We start from the raw sequence: 13,708 nt of genomic DNA, 5'->3' as shown, positions 1-13,708 counted from the left end.
GTGCTCCTACCGTTCGATGTCGCAAGGGCCCGCCGCAGCGGACACGCAGGTCTGGATGAGGACGCCCGGCTCGGCCTCGGTGATCTCGCCGGTGCGCAGGTCGCGGACGGCGCCCGTTTTGAGCGGCGTGACGCAGCCGAAGCAGATGCCCATGCGGCACCCGGAGGGCATGAGCACGCCGGCCTCCTCGCCGACGTCCAGCAGCGGCGTGGCGCCGTCCGCGTCGACGGTCTTGCCGGTGGTGCTGAACGTGACCTCACCACCGTCGCCGGCGACGACGATGCTGGGGCGGAAGCGTTCGGTGTGCAGGCGCTCCTGGACGCCGTGCTCGGTCCAGTGCTCCTCGGCGGCGTCGAGCAGGCCCGCGGGCCCGCAGGCCCAGGTCTCGCGCTCGGCCCAGTCGGGCACGAGTTCGTCGAGACGGGCGATGTCGAGCATGCCGTCGGTGTCGGTGTGCACCTCGGTGAGCTGAAGCTTCTTGTCCGCGACCAGGTCGTGCAGATCGTTGCGGAAGATCACGTCCTGCGGCTGTGGCGCGCAGTGGACCATGACGACGTCGTCGAACTCGGTGTCGCGCAGCATGCCCATCACGGGAGTGATGCCGGAGCCGGCCGTCAGGTAGAGCACCTTGGCAGGCTTGGCCTGCGGCAGCACGAAGTCACCGGTCGCCTGGTCGAGCTGGATCAGCGTGCCCGGTTTCGCCCTGCGGACCAGGTGGTTGCTGACCTTGCCGTCCGGGATCGCCTTCACGGTGATCGTGACGCGGCCGTCCTGGCGGTCGGTCGGCGAGGTGAGGGAGTAGGCACGCCACAGGCGCACCCCGTCGACGTCGACCCCGATCCGCACGTACTGACCGGCTGTGTGGCCGCGCCAGCCCCGTCCCGGTCTGATCACGACGGTCGCGGCGTCACCCGTCTCGGGGTGCACGGCCTCGATGCGCCCACGCAGGTCAGCGCCCGCACGGAGCGGGCTGACCAGGTCGAGGTAGTCCGACGGCAACAGCGGCGTCGTGACCATCTCCAGCAGTTTCCACGCCCTGCTGCGAAGGGCTGTACTCGTCATGACTTCAGCTTGCTGCGCCTCAGGGCGTAAAGTCCTGACCACAGGACGTAAATCTGGTCGGCTGAATTGTTCGCAGGGAACAAAAAATGAGCCATGCAATCCAGAGGGCCACCGAGCTGGCCCTGGACGAGACGACGGTCACCGCACTTCGGGCCGTGCTGAAGAGCACCGCCGACGAGGTCGTCCAGGCGATCATCGACGAGGTTCCTCCCTACGCCAACGCGCTGTCGGGCCGCATGGGCGGCACCATCCGCCGAGCCGTCCGTACCGCCCTGGGTCACTACCTGGACCTCGCGAGCGGGAACGTCACCGGCGGCGACGCCGGTGACGCAGCCTACGAGCTGGGCCGTGGCGAGGTACGCGACGGCCGTTCGATGGACGCCCTGCTCAGCGCCTACCGCGTCGGCGCCCGCGTGGCCTGGCGAGGTCTGGCCGCGGGTGCCGTACCCGCGGGTCTGCCCGCCGCCGAGGTCGCCAAGTTCGCCGAGCTGACCTTCGCCTACATCGACGAGCTCTCCGCCGCGAGTGCCGCGGGCCACGCCGACGAACTGGCCGTCCGGGGCCGGGCTCATGAGCGTCACCTGGAACAACTGGTTCGCGACCTCCTCGCCGACGCGAGTCCGGACGTGCTGCTGGCCTCCGTCCAACGGGCCGGGTGGCAGCCTCCGGTTTCGCTGACCGCGGTCCTGCTGCCCGCCGCCCAGGCCCGGCCCGCCTACCGCAGGCTCGACCCGGGCTCCCTCGTCCTCGACGATCTGCCGGACGCCACCGGTGTGCTGCTCGTCCCCGATGCCGACCGATCACATCTCTTGCGGCAGCTGACCGACCGCACTGCCGTGGTCGGCCCGGCCCGGCCATGGACTCGTGCGTCCGCCTCGTACGCACGAGCCGTGCGCGCGCGTTCCCTCTCCTCCGATATCCGCGACACCGAGGAGCACCTGCCCGAGCTGGTGCTGAGCGCCGATGCGGACGCGTTCGCAGACCTGCGTGCCCGAGCCCTCGCACCGTTGCGGACCCTGCCTGTCGCGACCGCGCGGAAGCTGGAGGAGACCTTGCGCGCGTGGCTGCTGCACCAGGGCAGGCGGGACGAGACGGCGGCGGCGTTGTTCGTCCATCCCCAGACGGTCCGGTACCGGATGACGCAGCTGAGGGAGCTGTTTCCGGATCTCGCATCGCCCCACCGGGTCCTCGAACTGACGCTGGCGGTCGGTCTTCGGGGCAACTGACGCGTACGCCGACCGTCCACGACCGCGTCCGCGAGCGGTCCAGGCATCGTGCCTCGTTCCCGGCGTCATCAGCCGGCTCATGCGAGCCGGCGAAGAGCGGTGTGAGCCAGCTGAGACCGGGGGTGAGGTGCAGACCGGGCAAGGCCTCGGGAAGCCCGTCGGGGGCGCTGTTTCTGAGGAGCGCTGTGGCGGATACGGCTCGCCTGGATCCGGTGGACGATGCGCACGGGCCGGCCCGGCACGCAGCGCGAGGGATGATGGGGAGGGAATGGCGGAATGTGACGGCAGGAGATTCCATGGCGATGCGGGTTCACCGACCCCGTGAGGACGCGGAGTTCAATTTCATCCTCGGCATGAGCGCTGTTCCGGTCCTCGCATACTTCACCGGGACATGGCCCAAGGCGATCGAGCCCAGCCGGGTGATGGACCTCGTCGTGGGTGGCATCGCCGACGACTACACGGGCCGCCTGACGGCCGTCCGCGCCGACATCACGCGTTGTCCGGCTGCGACCGACCGATACGGGATCACCGGAGCCCCGTCCTACGTCCTGCTGAAGGAGGGAGAGGTGGTGGCGCACGGCACGGGGCCCATGACCATCACCGAGGTGCGGAAGGTCCTGGACGGCCACCTCTGAGCGGCCGCTGCGGTACGTGGCCGCGACGCCCGTCACGTCTCGTCCCGTCATGAGGGCTGCGTCGCCTGAGTCACCTTGTGACTGAGACACTCCCCACCGGGCTCCTAGTGCCGTCCAGAGCAGTGCCGCCCGGCAACTGTGCGGCATCAGCCACCGTGCGGGAAGGGCGACTTGATGAACCGGCGACCTACGGAGAACGGGCTGAGCTGGATAGCCGATGCCTACAGCACCAGCTTCACGCTCGCGCTCAGTGAGGGCCTCTCGCCGTACGAGCTGCTGCGTCACGTCGGCGCCGAGGAGCGCGACGTTGTTCTGCTCAGCCGCCCCGCAGCGTACGAGTTGCTGCTGCGGGATGAGGAGGACCCCATCAGTGACCTCGATTTCCTGGACGCGGAAGACGAAGCGGCTGTTGCCCAGCTGACGAGCGCCGGCTTTCTGCCCGCCCCGCCGGAGACCATCGTCCGAGCGGGCTCGGTGGCGGGCTGGGCGTTTGCGCTGGAGGAATTCCACTGCCGGACGGGCACGTACCTCGCGTCGTTGTCCGAACGGGGACGGGCGTTCTGCGTGCATCGCAACGCGAAGGGCTTCAGCCGCGTCGACTATGCCTACCGCGGTGATGAGGTGACATCCTTCGAGCCTGGCCTGCCGCACCTTACGAACGGCGTCCCAGCCGAGGAGGCGCTCGGCTTCGTGGACAACGGTGACGAGTTGGGCGATGTCGCGTTCCTGCGGTTCCTGGAGAGCGAGCTCGGCATCTACCTCCCCATTGAGGAGACAGAGACAGAGCTTCCGGCAGCCGCTTTCACCTGACGCCGGGCATCAGACGATCTTCGCCTCACGCGAGGCTATGCGCCGGGCATCAGAGGTGCACGAACGAGTGGAAGCAGACCGCACCGGTGTGGAGTCCACAATGGTGCCCATTCTCATGCAGGCGCTACGTGACGGACGGCGGCTTGCGCTTCATCTCGTGGGCGTCGGCGCCCGCACCATCGTGACCTATGCCCGCGGCCAGGTTGTCGCGCTGAAACGTCTGCGCCAGCCCGTTCCTCAAAAGGCTGGGCTGCTTTGGGCTGGTCAACTCGTCGGCTTCGTTGTCGCTTGTCCGAACCGACTGCGATGCTCACGGATCTCGTCGTGATGGGTCGAGGCCCAGTCGATCAGGGAACCGACGATGTCGAGGAGGCTGATTCCGAGGGGCGTAAGGGCGTACTCGACACGTGGCGGCACCTCGGCGTACGCGGTGCGGGTGATCAGGCCGTCCTGGACGAGCTGCCGGAGCGTGAGGGTGAGCATGCGCTGGGAAATTCCCGGGACGGTGTGATGCAGATCGGAGTAGCGACGTACCCCGTGCTGCAGGGTGGCGATCACGAGCAGAGTCCACTTGTCGCCGACGCGGTCGAGGATCGCGCGGATGAAGTCGGACTGCTCTGCCGGAATACGAGCACACGGCCCCACCGGCATCGTTTTCGCGGCTGCTCCAGCGGTGTCCACGAGAACACGCCCTTCCGATACGGACACGAGTGTGCCTTCTGTAGAGGCCTCCATACTGTCGCATGATGGCGCTGCGCACAAAAGATAAGAATCGGAGGGCGCCCTCATGTCCTGCCCGCAAGCTGGCCGAACTGGCCCAGGCTGAGGGCCTGCCGTACAGCGTGGACCGCTCTGCCGCGAACACTTTCGACGTCCACCGTGTACTGCATCTCGCCCGCGCTCATGGCGTGGCCACACCGCTGTTCTCGACGCTTCAGCGCGGCTACATCGCCGGCGTGGTCAACCGGTTCGAGAGGGACGAACTGGTCAAGGTCGGCGCCGAGGCCGGAGTTCCGGCCGAGGCGACCCGAGCGACGTTGTCCGGGGACACCTACACACAGGCCGTCCGCGACGAGCGGGCCGCCGGTCTGGCATTCGGCATCCAGGGCGTGCCGTTCGCGGTCTTCAACGGCACCCACGCCGTCGTCGGCGCCACAAGCGTCGAGGGCTACACAACCGCCATCGCGGAGGCCGTCGGAATACCCGCATGACCGCTCTCACCACATAGCCCACCAAGCCGGCCGGCACGCCCTGGTCGCTATGTCCGTCGTCGCTGCCGCTCTTCCTGACGCCGACGTTCCTGCTCGACCATTCGCTGCCGGGTTCTCTGCCTGATGGCGGCGCGACCACCGCATCCCGCTCAAGACAGCGGGATGCGGAGCCAAGAGTGCCGCCACCGCTCGGCGCCGTCCCGGATGACGTCAACGCCGACTTCCACCACGATCTTTGGGGGACCGGACGGGACAGTGACGCTTCCGCGGTTACGGCGCCGAACAGCTCGGCGAGTGGGATGGTACGCAGGAGGTGCGTGCCGCGATCGACGTCTCCCGCCAGTCGGCCGGCCGACTGGTACTGACCGCTGCTGGTTGTGGTCGGCGTGCGCCGGGTCTGTGATGCATCCGTCTGGTTGTGTGGTGAGGAAGAGGGCTGCGGGCTGTGGTCCGGGGTAAGGACGTGTGATCGGGTCTCTTGCCGAAGTGCCGTAGGTGCTGAGGCGGGGGCGCAGCGGCGAGGCTTGCTGTGTCGGTAAGCAGGGCTCGCGGCTGGAGGAGGTTGAAGTGCTGCGTGATCGGTTCGGGCTGGCGGATGTGCTGGCGGCGGCGGAGGATGCCGCACCGGTGCGTTCGCTGGACGTGGTGGCGCGTGATCTGCGTGACCGGTTCGGGGCGCGGTACGTGTCGTTCCTGTTCGTGGACGTCGTGGGCCGGCGCCTGCTGCGGGTCAGTGATCAGGCCGCCCCGGAGCAGGAGCGCCATCCCGATCAGGTTCCCCTCGCGGGCAGCAGCGTTTACGACGAGGTCCTTCGCACCCAAACGCTCGTACAGTCCCCGGACGGAGAACAGGGCTGGCGGGTCCTGGCCCCGGTCACCAACCGCGGCGACGCCATCGGGGTTCTGGAGCTGTTCCTCACCCAGGTCACCGAGGATGTGCTGGAGCAGATCGAGGAGGCCGCGCACGCGCTGGCGTACATCATCGTCACCGACCGCCGGTTCACCGATCTTTACCACTGGGGCAACCGCACCACCTCGGTGAGCCTGGCGGCGGAGATCCAGCGCCAGCTCCTGCCCTCGGCCTCTTCTTGCGAGGCTCCCGAGTTCGATCTCGCGGGCGCGCTGGTGCCCGCTTCCGATATCGCCGGCGACACCTACGACTACTCGCTCGACCAGGACACACTGCACCTTTCGGTCACCGATGCCATGGGCCACGACGTGGACGCCTCGCTGATGGCGACCCTCCTGGTCAACGCCTCCCGGGGTGCCCGCCGCGCCGGAAGCGACCTGGCCGAACAGGCCCGCCAGACCCACCAGGCGCTCCTCGACCACGGCCGGCGCACCTTCGCCACCGGTCAGCTGGTGCGCATCGCCCTGGACGGCAGCGGCGCCCAGCTCGTCAACGCCGGCCACCCCTGGCCCCTTCGCCTGCGCGACGGCCAGGTCGAGGAACTCCACCTGGCCATCAATCTGCCCTTCGGGGTCACCGCGCACAAGGGCCCGTATCAGGTGCAGGATCTCGATCTGCGCCCCGGCGACCGTCTCGTCCTCCACACCGACGGTATGCAGGAACGCGAAGCCGACGTGGTCGACCTGCCGGGCCTCGTCCGCGCGACGGCTGCCGAGCACCCGCGCGAGGTGGTCCGCACACTGGTCGCCGCGGTGGCCGACGCCTACAAGGGCCGACAGCCCAGAGATGATGCCACTGTCCTGTGCATTGACTGGCACGGGCCTCAGCACGAAAGTCCGCACAACTCCAGCCTGCTCAGCGGGACTCGGCAGGAAGGAGCCGGCGAGGGGGTCTCGGATGCGGTCGACTCCTACGTGATGGTCGACCGGGCCATCGGCGCCCTCATCGCGGTTCACCGCATTTCGCCGGCAGCCGGGCTTGACGTGCTCCGCGAGGTCTCCCAGCGCACCGGCATCGAGCTGGACTCGGTCGCGGAATCCCTGATGGCCTGGGCGCTGGGTCAGCCGCTGCCGGAGCCGGTGCGCCGGGAGTTGGAAGCGGCGGTGCAGCGGCACCTACCGGGAGACGCATCCGATTCGCCCGGTTAGGGGAGGTCGGGTAGTCGAGGACGGGGCCCGAGACCGGACAGGGTTCGGGCCCCTACGGCGCGCCCCCGCACAGGGAGGCCGACGCGCGCTACGTCGTCAACGACTCGCCCACTCGGCGGACCCGATCCTCATGCCTGTGCGCGGGGTTCGCAGCGCTCGATGGTGTGTTCCAGCGCCGTGCGGACGTCGTCCTGCGGGTCTTTCGGATCAGCGGCCTGTCGCATCGTCGGCCTGGTCGAGTGCAGCGAATATTCCAGGTGCAAGCCCAATGCATACAGGCGACGTAAATCGCTGACTCGAGAAGGTAATTGTCGCCCCGGAGAGTCGCATCCAGGGGACGGTTTCTTCCCCCCTTGACGACTGGACACAATCTCGACCACGGCGAAAGATGAGCGAGGACCGTCCAGCGGCGGGTCGAGGTCGATAAAGGGGTAGGCGCCATGGTGGAAACTGTCTCGTTCAGGAACAAGGCAGTGGAACTTGCGGGACATCTTCATCTGCCGAAAGACTTCAGCGAAGACAAGAAGTATCCAGCCCTCGTCGGAATTCATCCGGCGGGCGGCGTAAAGGAACAGACCATCGGCCACTACGCCGAGAGGCTTGCTGCGCACGGATTCGTCACCGTCGTCTACGACTCCTCCTGTCAGGGAGCGAGCGGCGGCGAGCCCCGCCTGCTGGAAGACCCGACGACGCGGGTGGAAGACGCCCGTTGTGCAGCCGACTTCCTCACCACCCTTCCGTTCGTCGACTCCGAGCGATTGGGGGTCTTCGGTATCTGCGCCGGCGGCGGCTACGCGATCAGCGTGGCTCAAACCGAACGTCGCTTCAAGGCAGTGGCTACGGTCAGCGCAGCTCCCATGGGAGAAGGGTCCCGGGGCTTCCTGGGGCATCTGTCTCCGGTGGCCGAGCAGATCGGAACGCTGGAGATGGTCGCCAACCAGCGCACGGCAGAAGCACGAGGAGCGGAGCCGCTCTACGCCCCGTTCGTCCCTGAAACACTGGACGAGATCGACGAGAACACGCCGGACCTCCTGCGTGAGGGGTACGACTACTACAGGACGCCTCGAGGTCAGCATCCCAACTCGAAGGGCCGTTTCCTGCTGACCAGCATGGACAAGATGTTCGCCTTCTCGGCGTTCGACCAGATCCCGGAACTGCTGACCCAGCCGATGCTCCTCATCGCCGGGAGCAAGGCGGACACCAAGGTATTCAGCGACCGGGCCTACGAACTTTCCCGGGGGCCGAAGGAGCTGTTCGTCGTCGAAGGCGCAACTCATATCGCCTTGTACGACGTGCCCGAGTACGTGGACCAGGCGATCCCCAAGATGGTGGAGTTCTTCGCTGTTCTCTAGTGGCCCGCACCGTGCCGGACGGAATACGCGCACCAATCGTTGGCGTATGCGGATCGGGCCGGTATTCCTGGTCAGGCCGTCGGGCCGGGATCGCATACCCGGAGAACGGTAGACAGGGGAAAAGTTCCTCCCCCTCACAGCGCGCTGTTCCGGTGCAATGCTCGGGCGCATACCGAACAAGAGTCTCGAGGAGCCCGATCACCATGAGCCATTCCAGCCGCACCACGGTCGTCATTGCCTTTCATTCGGGCTTCGGCCACACGGCCGTCGTCGCCGAAGCCGTGGCGCGTGGCGCGGCGGGAACCGACGCCGAGGTGGTCCTGATCCCGGTCGACACCATCAACGACGAACAGTGGGCGCAGCTGGACGCCGCTGACGCGATCATCTTTGGCGCCGCCACGTACATGGGTACTGCATCTGCGGCCTTCCACGCGTTCGCCGAGGCCAGCAGCAGGCGCTGGTTCACCCACGCCTGGGTGGACAAGCTGGCCGCGGGCTTCACCAACTCCGGCGCCAAGAGCGGCGACAAGTCGTCGACCCTCGGCTATTTCGCCACCTTGGCCGCCCAGCACGGCATGCACTGGATCAGCCTGGGGCTGATGCCGGGCTGGGACTCCACCAAGGGCAGCGAGGACGACATCAACCGCCTGGGCTTCTTCATGGGCGCCGGCGCCCAGAGCCCCACCGACGCCGGCCCCGAAGCGGTCCACCGGTCGGACCTCGCCACCGCGGAGTACCTGGGTGCGCGCGTCGCACGGCAGGCCGCGATATTCCGCGCCGGGCGAGCCGCCTTCGCGGCCTGATCACAGGGCCTACTTTCCGCACTCCGATCCACCATCCCGCTCAAGGAGCAACCATGTCCGACTCTCCGCACCTCGCCCTCATCCGCCGCGTCTACGAATCCCGAATGGCGCCGGAGGTCACCAAGGAGGTCATGGCCCCGGACCTCGTCTGGGACATCACCCCGGGCTTCCCGAACAGTGGCGTCTACCACGGCTGGGACAGCGTGGCGAAGGACTTCTTCGGCACACCGATGCCGAACATCGTGTCCTTCGGCGCGGTGCCCCAGGAGTTCTACGCGGATGACGACGGCCATGTCTTCGTGTCCGGCCACTACCACGCCGAGACGAAGTCCGGCGCGACGGCCGACGTCCGGTTCATCCACCTGTGGACCGTCCGCGACGGCAAGGCCGTCAGCATGCGGCAGGCCGCCGACAGTCACATCCTCCAGGAAGCCCTCAAGGGCTGAGAACCACCACCCAGTACCAGGAGACACCCCATGGCGAAGATCCTCTTCGTGATCACCGCGTCCGACCACTGGACGCTGGCCGACGGAACCCGGCAGCCGGCCGGCTTCTGGGCCGAGGAAGCAATCGGCCCCTACCAGGTCTTCAAGGAGGCCGGCTACGAGATCGCGGCGGCGACACCCGGTGGCGTGCCGCCCACGGCGGACGCGCTCAGCCTCACCGCGGATTTCAACGGCGGCGAGGAAGGCGCGCAGCGCATGCGGACCGCCCTGCGCGAGGCGACCGAACTGGCGCACCCGATGCGCATCGAGGACGTCGACATCGACGACTACGTGGCCGTGTTCTACCCCGGCGGCTGGGGTCCGATGGAGGACCTGCCCGACAACGCCGCATCCGGCAGGCTGCTCACCGAGTGGCTCGCCTCCGGCAAGGTGGTGTCTTTGGTGTGCCATGGCCCCGCGGCGCTGCTGGCCACTATCGGTCCTGACGGGACGTCCCCGTTCTCCGGCTACCGGATGACCGGTCTCTCGAACGCCGAGGAGAAGCAGAACGGTCTTGCGGACCGCGCGAAGTGGCTGTTGCAGGACCGTCTCGTCAACGAACTCGGGGCGGACTACCGCGAGGCCGACCCGTTCACCGCGCACGTCGAGTCCGACCGCACCCTGTACACCGGCCAGAACCCGGGCTCGGCGGTCCCGCTGGCCCAGGAAGTGCTCAAGGCCTTGAGCTGACGCCGCTCCTCGCTCATCCTCGGCGGCCCGGTAGGCAGCTTCGGGCCGCCGAGCCCTCGTACGCCCGCCGCCTCGCAGGTCGGAGCCGAGACCCTGTTCATATATGGGTAAAGCCCAGCATGGCCACGATCTCTCCCCCTTACAGCGCCGGGCTTTTGTGCGAGGCTGCAAATCATGAACCGCAACCCTCATCTGAACGAGCTGGGTGAGTTCCTCAAGGCCCGCCGTGGTGAACTCAGCCCTTCCGAGGTCGGTCTGCGTGGAGGGCAACGGCGACGAGTGAGCGGTTTGCGCCGTGAGGAAGTGGCGCTTCTCGCCGCGATCAGCACCGAGTACTACACGCGGATCGAACAGGGCCGGCTCCAGGCCTCGGCTCCCCTCCTCGACGAGATCGCCCAGGCACTTCGCCTGAACGATGACCAGCGCACGTACCTCTTCGATCTCGCGGCGAAAGAGAGGCTGCGTCCGCCCACGTCAGGCGATCGCCAGCAGGTGGATACGCAGTTGCAGCGCATGCTGGACGATCTCACCGCCTCGCCGGCCTTCGTCATCGGCCGACGCACCGACATCCTTGGCTGGAACCAGCTTGCCGCCGCCCTGTGGACCGATTTCGGGCGCTACCCGGAGCCGGAACGCGTGTTCCTCCGGCTGCTGTTCACCGAACCCTGGATGCGCGAGCTGTACGTCGACTGGGAGGAGGTCACTCGGCTGGCCATCGCCCAGTTGCGCATGGAGAGCGCGCGCTACCCCGGCGAGCCGCGCCTCGCCGCTCTGGTCGAGGAACTCTCCGCCCGTGACGCGCAGTTCCGGGAGTGGTGGACGGCGCACGACGTCGCGATGCGGGGCAAGGGCGTCAAGAAGCTGCGACACCCGGTGGTGGGCGAGCTGACGTTGGACTGGAACACGCTCACCTGTGGCACGGACCCCGACCAGCACATCATCGTGTGGAACGCCGAACCCGGCACCCCGTCCCACGACGGGCTGCGCCTCCTGGCCTCCTGGGCCGCGGACCAGAAGCCGACGGCGTCCGACACCGCCACCTGAGCCCTGTCCGACGTCCGTCCGCGGGGGAGAAGTCCCTAGTAGAACTCCGTTAGGTCTGTCTCGATCTCGGAGGTCTGCTCGGTAGGGGCTGGTGGCAGGTGGTGCGGCGTGCGAGGCTGACTGGTCCTGACGTTCTGAACGGAGTCACGTAGGTGACTCGCTTCCTTCCGCCCGAGGCCCGACAGGGTGGACGTTCGCCATCGCCTCCCGCGGCAACTCCACGCGGCCCGTCCGCGTATCCTCCCTCCCCCTCATGCGTCGATGTGCATTTCCTGCCGCGTAGCTGTCGTCGGCCGCCCCGGCACATATTTGTGAATTCCGCGTCGCGCCGTGTGCAAGGGCGGGGCCGGGACGGCGGCACACGCGCCGGCCCGGCCCCGTCGACGCTGGCCTGGAGGCACGACGGCGCAAGTCGATTGCCCCTGGTTTCGTCAAGCTGCCGCGTCCCGGGTCGGCGAGTGCCGGTCTGCGGTCCACGACGCCAGGAAGAGCAGCCCGTCATGGGACGGGGTCCCGGGATCGGCGGTCGAGATCACCAGCTTCTGCGCGGGGTCGGCCGTGCAGGTCAGGCTGTCCCAGTCCAGGGTGAGATCGCCGACGAGCGGATGCCGCAGCCTCTTGGTGCCCATCCGCAGACCGGTCATCTGCCGGCCTGCCCACCACTGCCGGAAGTCGTCGTCGATCACCGAGAGCTCGCCGACGAGTGTGGCCATACCGGGGTCGCCAGGGCGCCTGGCGGCCTCCAGGCGCAGGTGGGCGACGCAGGTCCGGGCGTTCGTCCTCCAGTCGAGGTAGAGCTCCCGGAAGGCGGGGTCGGTGAAGAGCAGCCGGGCGTAGTTGCGCTTCTTCTCGGGGACCAGGTCGAAGTCGGTGAGTAGGGCGGCTGCGAGAGGGTTCCAGGCGAGGATGTCCAGGTGTCGGCCCAGGACCAGCGCGGGGGTCGTTGTCAGCTCGTCCAAAATGCGCCTGAGCCGCGGGTGGACCTTCTGTGCCGGGCGGCGGCGCGGTTCGTACTCGTCGCTCGCGGCCAGCTCGAACAGGTGGTCCCGCTGGTCGTCGTCGAGGTGCAGGACACGGACGAGCGCGGCGAGCACCGACCTCGGCGCGGAGGCGCGCCCCTGCTCCAACCGCGCGTAGGAGTGGGTGCTGATTCCCACGAGTTGGGCGACCTCCTCCCGGCGCAGCCCCGGCACGCGCCGGGATGCCTCGGACTCGGGCAGGCCCACGGTTCGCGGGCTGAGTTGGGCTCGGCACTCCCTGAGAAACTCTCCTAGTTCAGACAAATTTTCTTTGCTGTACATAGCAGCCAGTGTCGCAGCGTTCGCCTGGAAAATGAGGGGGAGAGTTTTCTCCCAGTGTCTGGCAATCACCCGGGCTTTCCCGAGTCGGCGGGCCGGATCACACCGTTATGTCAGTCGACCTGGTCGACTGCGGGCCCGCTGAGCCGACCGGCGGCCCGTGAGGCGAGGGCGCGGAGCCCGTCGTACGACGGTGTGCCGGGCTCCGCCGTCCAGACGACGAGTTCCTGCTCGGGATCGCTGCCACAGGTGAAGGTGTCCCAGTCGAGGACGAGTGCACCGACGAGGGGGTGGTGGAACCTCTTCATGGCCGCACCGCGTGACGGGGCACGACGGCTTCCCCACCATTGCCCGAAGTCGCTGTCCCGCATGGAGAGTTCGCCGACCAGACTGGTAAGCCGCGGATCGTCCGGGTATCTGGCGGCCGTCACGCGCAGATGGGACACGCAGCCACGGGCGACCGCACGCCAGTCCGCGTACAGCGCCCGCATGGACGGGTCGGTGAAGAGGATGCGGGCGCAGTTCCGCTTGTCTTCCGGCACCTTCGCGAAGTCGGTGAGCAGGGCGGCGGCGAGCGCATTCCACGCCAGGATGTCCATACGACGGCCGATCACCACGCCGGGACTCGTGGTGAGATCGTCGAGCAGGCGGCGCAACTGCGGGTGCGCCGTCTGTGCGGCCGGGCGGCGGTGTCGTGCCCTCTGCCGGCCGGCCAGCTCGAACAGGTGGTCACGCTGGTGATCGGACAGATGCAGGACATGGGCCAGGGCCGCCAGCACTGACGCGGACGGCTGGATGCGGCCCTGTTCCAGCCGCGTGTAGTAGTCGGTGCTGATGGCGGCGAGCAGGGCGACCTCCTCCCTGCGCAGGCCGGGCACCCGCCGCCCACCGGTGTCGGGCAGGCCGACGGTGCGCGGGCTCAACTCGGCTCTCCGCGCCTTGAGGAATGATCCCAGCTCGTTCACATGCGCGTCGCTGGTCATGACCGTCAGTCTCGCACCGCGCGGTCTCCACGAGGGGGGTAAGGATTTCTC

The 13,708-nt window shown here is 68.0% G+C and carries 14 protein-coding genes and 1 pseudogene; 11 read left to right on the top strand and 4 right to left on the bottom strand.

Features of this window, described 5'->3' with window-relative positions; translation table 11 throughout:
• Positions 1-6 precede the first annotated feature (6 nt).
• Positions 7-1,062 carry a ferredoxin reductase gene (locus KUF83_RS40180; RefSeq protein WP_217460053.1) on the bottom strand — a complete coding sequence of 352 codons (1,056 nt, stop codon included), beginning with the start codon at positions 1,060-1,062 and terminating at the stop codon, positions 7-9.
• A gap of 86 nt (positions 1,063-1,148) precedes the next feature.
• Here KUF83_RS40180 and KUF83_RS40175 point away from each other — a divergent pair, with 86 nt between their 5' ends.
• From KUF83_RS40175 to KUF83_RS40165, 3 genes are all read left to right on the top strand, one after another.
• A complete protein-coding gene (locus tag KUF83_RS40175) occupies positions 1,149-2,288 on the top strand; it encodes a CdaR family transcriptional regulator (RefSeq protein ID WP_217460052.1) in 1,140 nt (379 codons plus the stop codon).
• A 296-nt stretch (positions 2,289-2,584) separates the two neighbouring features.
• The gene (locus KUF83_RS40170) at positions 2,585-2,923 is read left to right on the top strand and encodes a co-chaperone YbbN (protein ID WP_217460051.1); all 339 of its coding nucleotides are present in this window, start codon (positions 2,585-2,587) and stop codon (positions 2,921-2,923) included.
• Positions 2,924-3,097: 174 nt separating this feature from the next.
• Positions 3,098-3,733: a DUF6461 domain-containing protein gene (locus KUF83_RS40165; protein WP_217460050.1), complete on the top strand. Its 636-nt coding sequence runs from the start codon at positions 3,098-3,100 to the stop codon at positions 3,731-3,733.
• Positions 3,734-3,997: 264 nt separating this feature from the next.
• Here KUF83_RS40165 and KUF83_RS40160 read toward each other — a convergent pair whose 3' ends face one another.
• Entirely contained in the window at positions 3,998-4,384 is a 387-nt protein-coding gene (locus tag KUF83_RS40160; RefSeq protein WP_217460101.1) for a helix-turn-helix domain-containing protein, read from the bottom strand.
• A 95-nt stretch (positions 4,385-4,479) separates the two neighbouring features.
• Here KUF83_RS40160 and KUF83_RS40155 point away from each other — a divergent pair, with 95 nt between their 5' ends.
• The 8 genes and pseudogenes from KUF83_RS40155 to KUF83_RS40125 all read left to right on the top strand — a co-directional run bounded on the left by KUF83_RS40155 (position 4,480) and on the right by KUF83_RS40125 (position 11,376).
• Entirely contained in the window at positions 4,480-4,944 is a 465-nt protein-coding gene (locus tag KUF83_RS40155) for a DsbA family protein (protein WP_217460049.1), read from the top strand.
• A gap of 567 nt (positions 4,945-5,511) precedes the next feature.
• A pseudogene (locus KUF83_RS40150) lies at positions 5,512-6,681 on the top strand (PP2C family protein-serine/threonine phosphatase); the annotation flags it as partial.
• A 90-nt stretch (positions 6,682-6,771) separates the two neighbouring features.
• Entirely contained in the window at positions 6,772-7,002 is a 231-nt protein-coding gene (locus KUF83_RS42485; RefSeq protein ID WP_254645098.1) for an ANTAR domain-containing protein, read from the top strand.
• Between the two features lie 440 nt (positions 7,003-7,442).
• Positions 7,443-8,354 (top strand): alpha/beta hydrolase, encoded by a 912-nt coding sequence (locus KUF83_RS40145; RefSeq protein WP_254645077.1) that lies wholly within the window; start codon positions 7,443-7,445, stop codon positions 8,352-8,354.
• Between the two features lie 203 nt (positions 8,355-8,557).
• Positions 8,558-9,157, top strand: a complete 600-nt coding sequence (locus tag KUF83_RS40140; RefSeq protein WP_217460047.1) for a flavodoxin family protein — start codon at positions 8,558-8,560, stop codon at positions 9,155-9,157.
• A gap of 53 nt (positions 9,158-9,210) precedes the next feature.
• A complete protein-coding gene (locus KUF83_RS40135; protein ID WP_217460046.1) occupies positions 9,211-9,603 on the top strand; it encodes a nuclear transport factor 2 family protein in 393 nt (130 codons plus the stop codon).
• Between the two features lie 30 nt (positions 9,604-9,633).
• A complete protein-coding gene (locus tag KUF83_RS40130) occupies positions 9,634-10,332 on the top strand; it encodes a type 1 glutamine amidotransferase domain-containing protein (RefSeq protein WP_217460045.1) in 699 nt (232 codons plus the stop codon).
• 174 nt (positions 10,333-10,506) lie between these two features.
• The gene (locus tag KUF83_RS40125) at positions 10,507-11,376 is read left to right on the top strand and encodes a helix-turn-helix domain-containing protein (protein ID WP_217460044.1); all 870 of its coding nucleotides are present in this window, start codon (positions 10,507-10,509) and stop codon (positions 11,374-11,376) included.
• A 431-nt stretch (positions 11,377-11,807) separates the two neighbouring features.
• On the opposite strand, the gene KUF83_RS40120 is transcribed toward KUF83_RS40125, so the two are convergent.
• Complete coding sequence (locus KUF83_RS40120; RefSeq protein ID WP_217460043.1) at positions 11,808-12,677, bottom strand: helix-turn-helix transcriptional regulator; 870 nt, start codon at positions 12,675-12,677, stop codon at positions 11,808-11,810.
• 110 nt (positions 12,678-12,787) lie between these two features.
• Positions 12,788-13,657, bottom strand: a complete 870-nt coding sequence (locus KUF83_RS40115) for a helix-turn-helix domain-containing protein (protein ID WP_217460042.1) — start codon at positions 13,655-13,657, stop codon at positions 12,788-12,790.
• Positions 13,658-13,708: the final 51 nt, after the last annotated feature.

It is taken from the genome of Streptomyces sp. BV286 (assembly GCF_019090165.1).
Taxonomy (GTDB): Bacteria; Actinomycetota; Actinomycetes; order Streptomycetales; family Streptomycetaceae; genus Streptomyces.
Note: the sequence above shows the minus strand (reverse complement) of the source record. Positions and strands in the feature narration are given on the sequence as shown.

What these genes read in the sequence shown, in the direction of transcription:
- KUF83_RS40130 (WP_217460045.1), top strand. Translation starts at nt 9,634, where the DNA reads ATGGCGAAGATCCTCTTCGTGATCACCGCGTCCGACCACTGGACGCTG.
- KUF83_RS40165 (WP_217460050.1), top strand. Translation starts at nt 3,098, where the DNA reads ATGAACCGGCGACCTACGGAGAACGGGCTGAGCTGGATAGCCGATGCC.
- KUF83_RS40180 (WP_217460053.1), bottom strand. Translation starts at nt 1,062, where the DNA reads ATGACGAGTACAGCCCTTCGCAGCAGGGCGTGGAAACTGCTGGAGATG.
- KUF83_RS40175 (WP_217460052.1), top strand. Translation starts at nt 1,149, where the DNA reads ATGAGCCATGCAATCCAGAGGGCCACCGAGCTGGCCCTGGACGAGACG.
- KUF83_RS40155 (WP_217460049.1), top strand. Translation starts at nt 4,480, where the DNA reads ATGGCGCTGCGCACAAAAGATAAGAATCGGAGGGCGCCCTCATGTCCT.
- KUF83_RS40135 (WP_217460046.1), top strand. Translation starts at nt 9,211, where the DNA reads ATGTCCGACTCTCCGCACCTCGCCCTCATCCGCCGCGTCTACGAATCC.
- KUF83_RS40145 (WP_254645077.1), top strand. Translation starts at nt 7,443, where the DNA reads ATGGTGGAAACTGTCTCGTTCAGGAACAAGGCAGTGGAACTTGCGGGA.
- KUF83_RS40170 (WP_217460051.1), top strand. Translation starts at nt 2,585, where the DNA reads ATGGCGATGCGGGTTCACCGACCCCGTGAGGACGCGGAGTTCAATTTC.
- KUF83_RS42485 (WP_254645098.1), top strand. Translation starts at nt 6,772, where the DNA reads ATGGTCGACCGGGCCATCGGCGCCCTCATCGCGGTTCACCGCATTTCG.
- KUF83_RS40160 (WP_217460101.1), bottom strand. Translation starts at nt 4,384, where the DNA reads ATGCCGGTGGGGCCGTGTGCTCGTATTCCGGCAGAGCAGTCCGACTTC.
- KUF83_RS40120 (WP_217460043.1), bottom strand. Translation starts at nt 12,677, where the DNA reads ATGTACAGCAAAGAAAATTTGTCTGAACTAGGAGAGTTTCTCAGGGAG.
- KUF83_RS40140 (WP_217460047.1), top strand. Translation starts at nt 8,558, where the DNA reads ATGAGCCATTCCAGCCGCACCACGGTCGTCATTGCCTTTCATTCGGGC.
- KUF83_RS40115 (WP_217460042.1), bottom strand. Translation starts at nt 13,657, where the DNA reads ATGACCAGCGACGCGCATGTGAACGAGCTGGGATCATTCCTCAAGGCG.
- KUF83_RS40125 (WP_217460044.1), top strand. Translation starts at nt 10,507, where the DNA reads ATGAACCGCAACCCTCATCTGAACGAGCTGGGTGAGTTCCTCAAGGCC.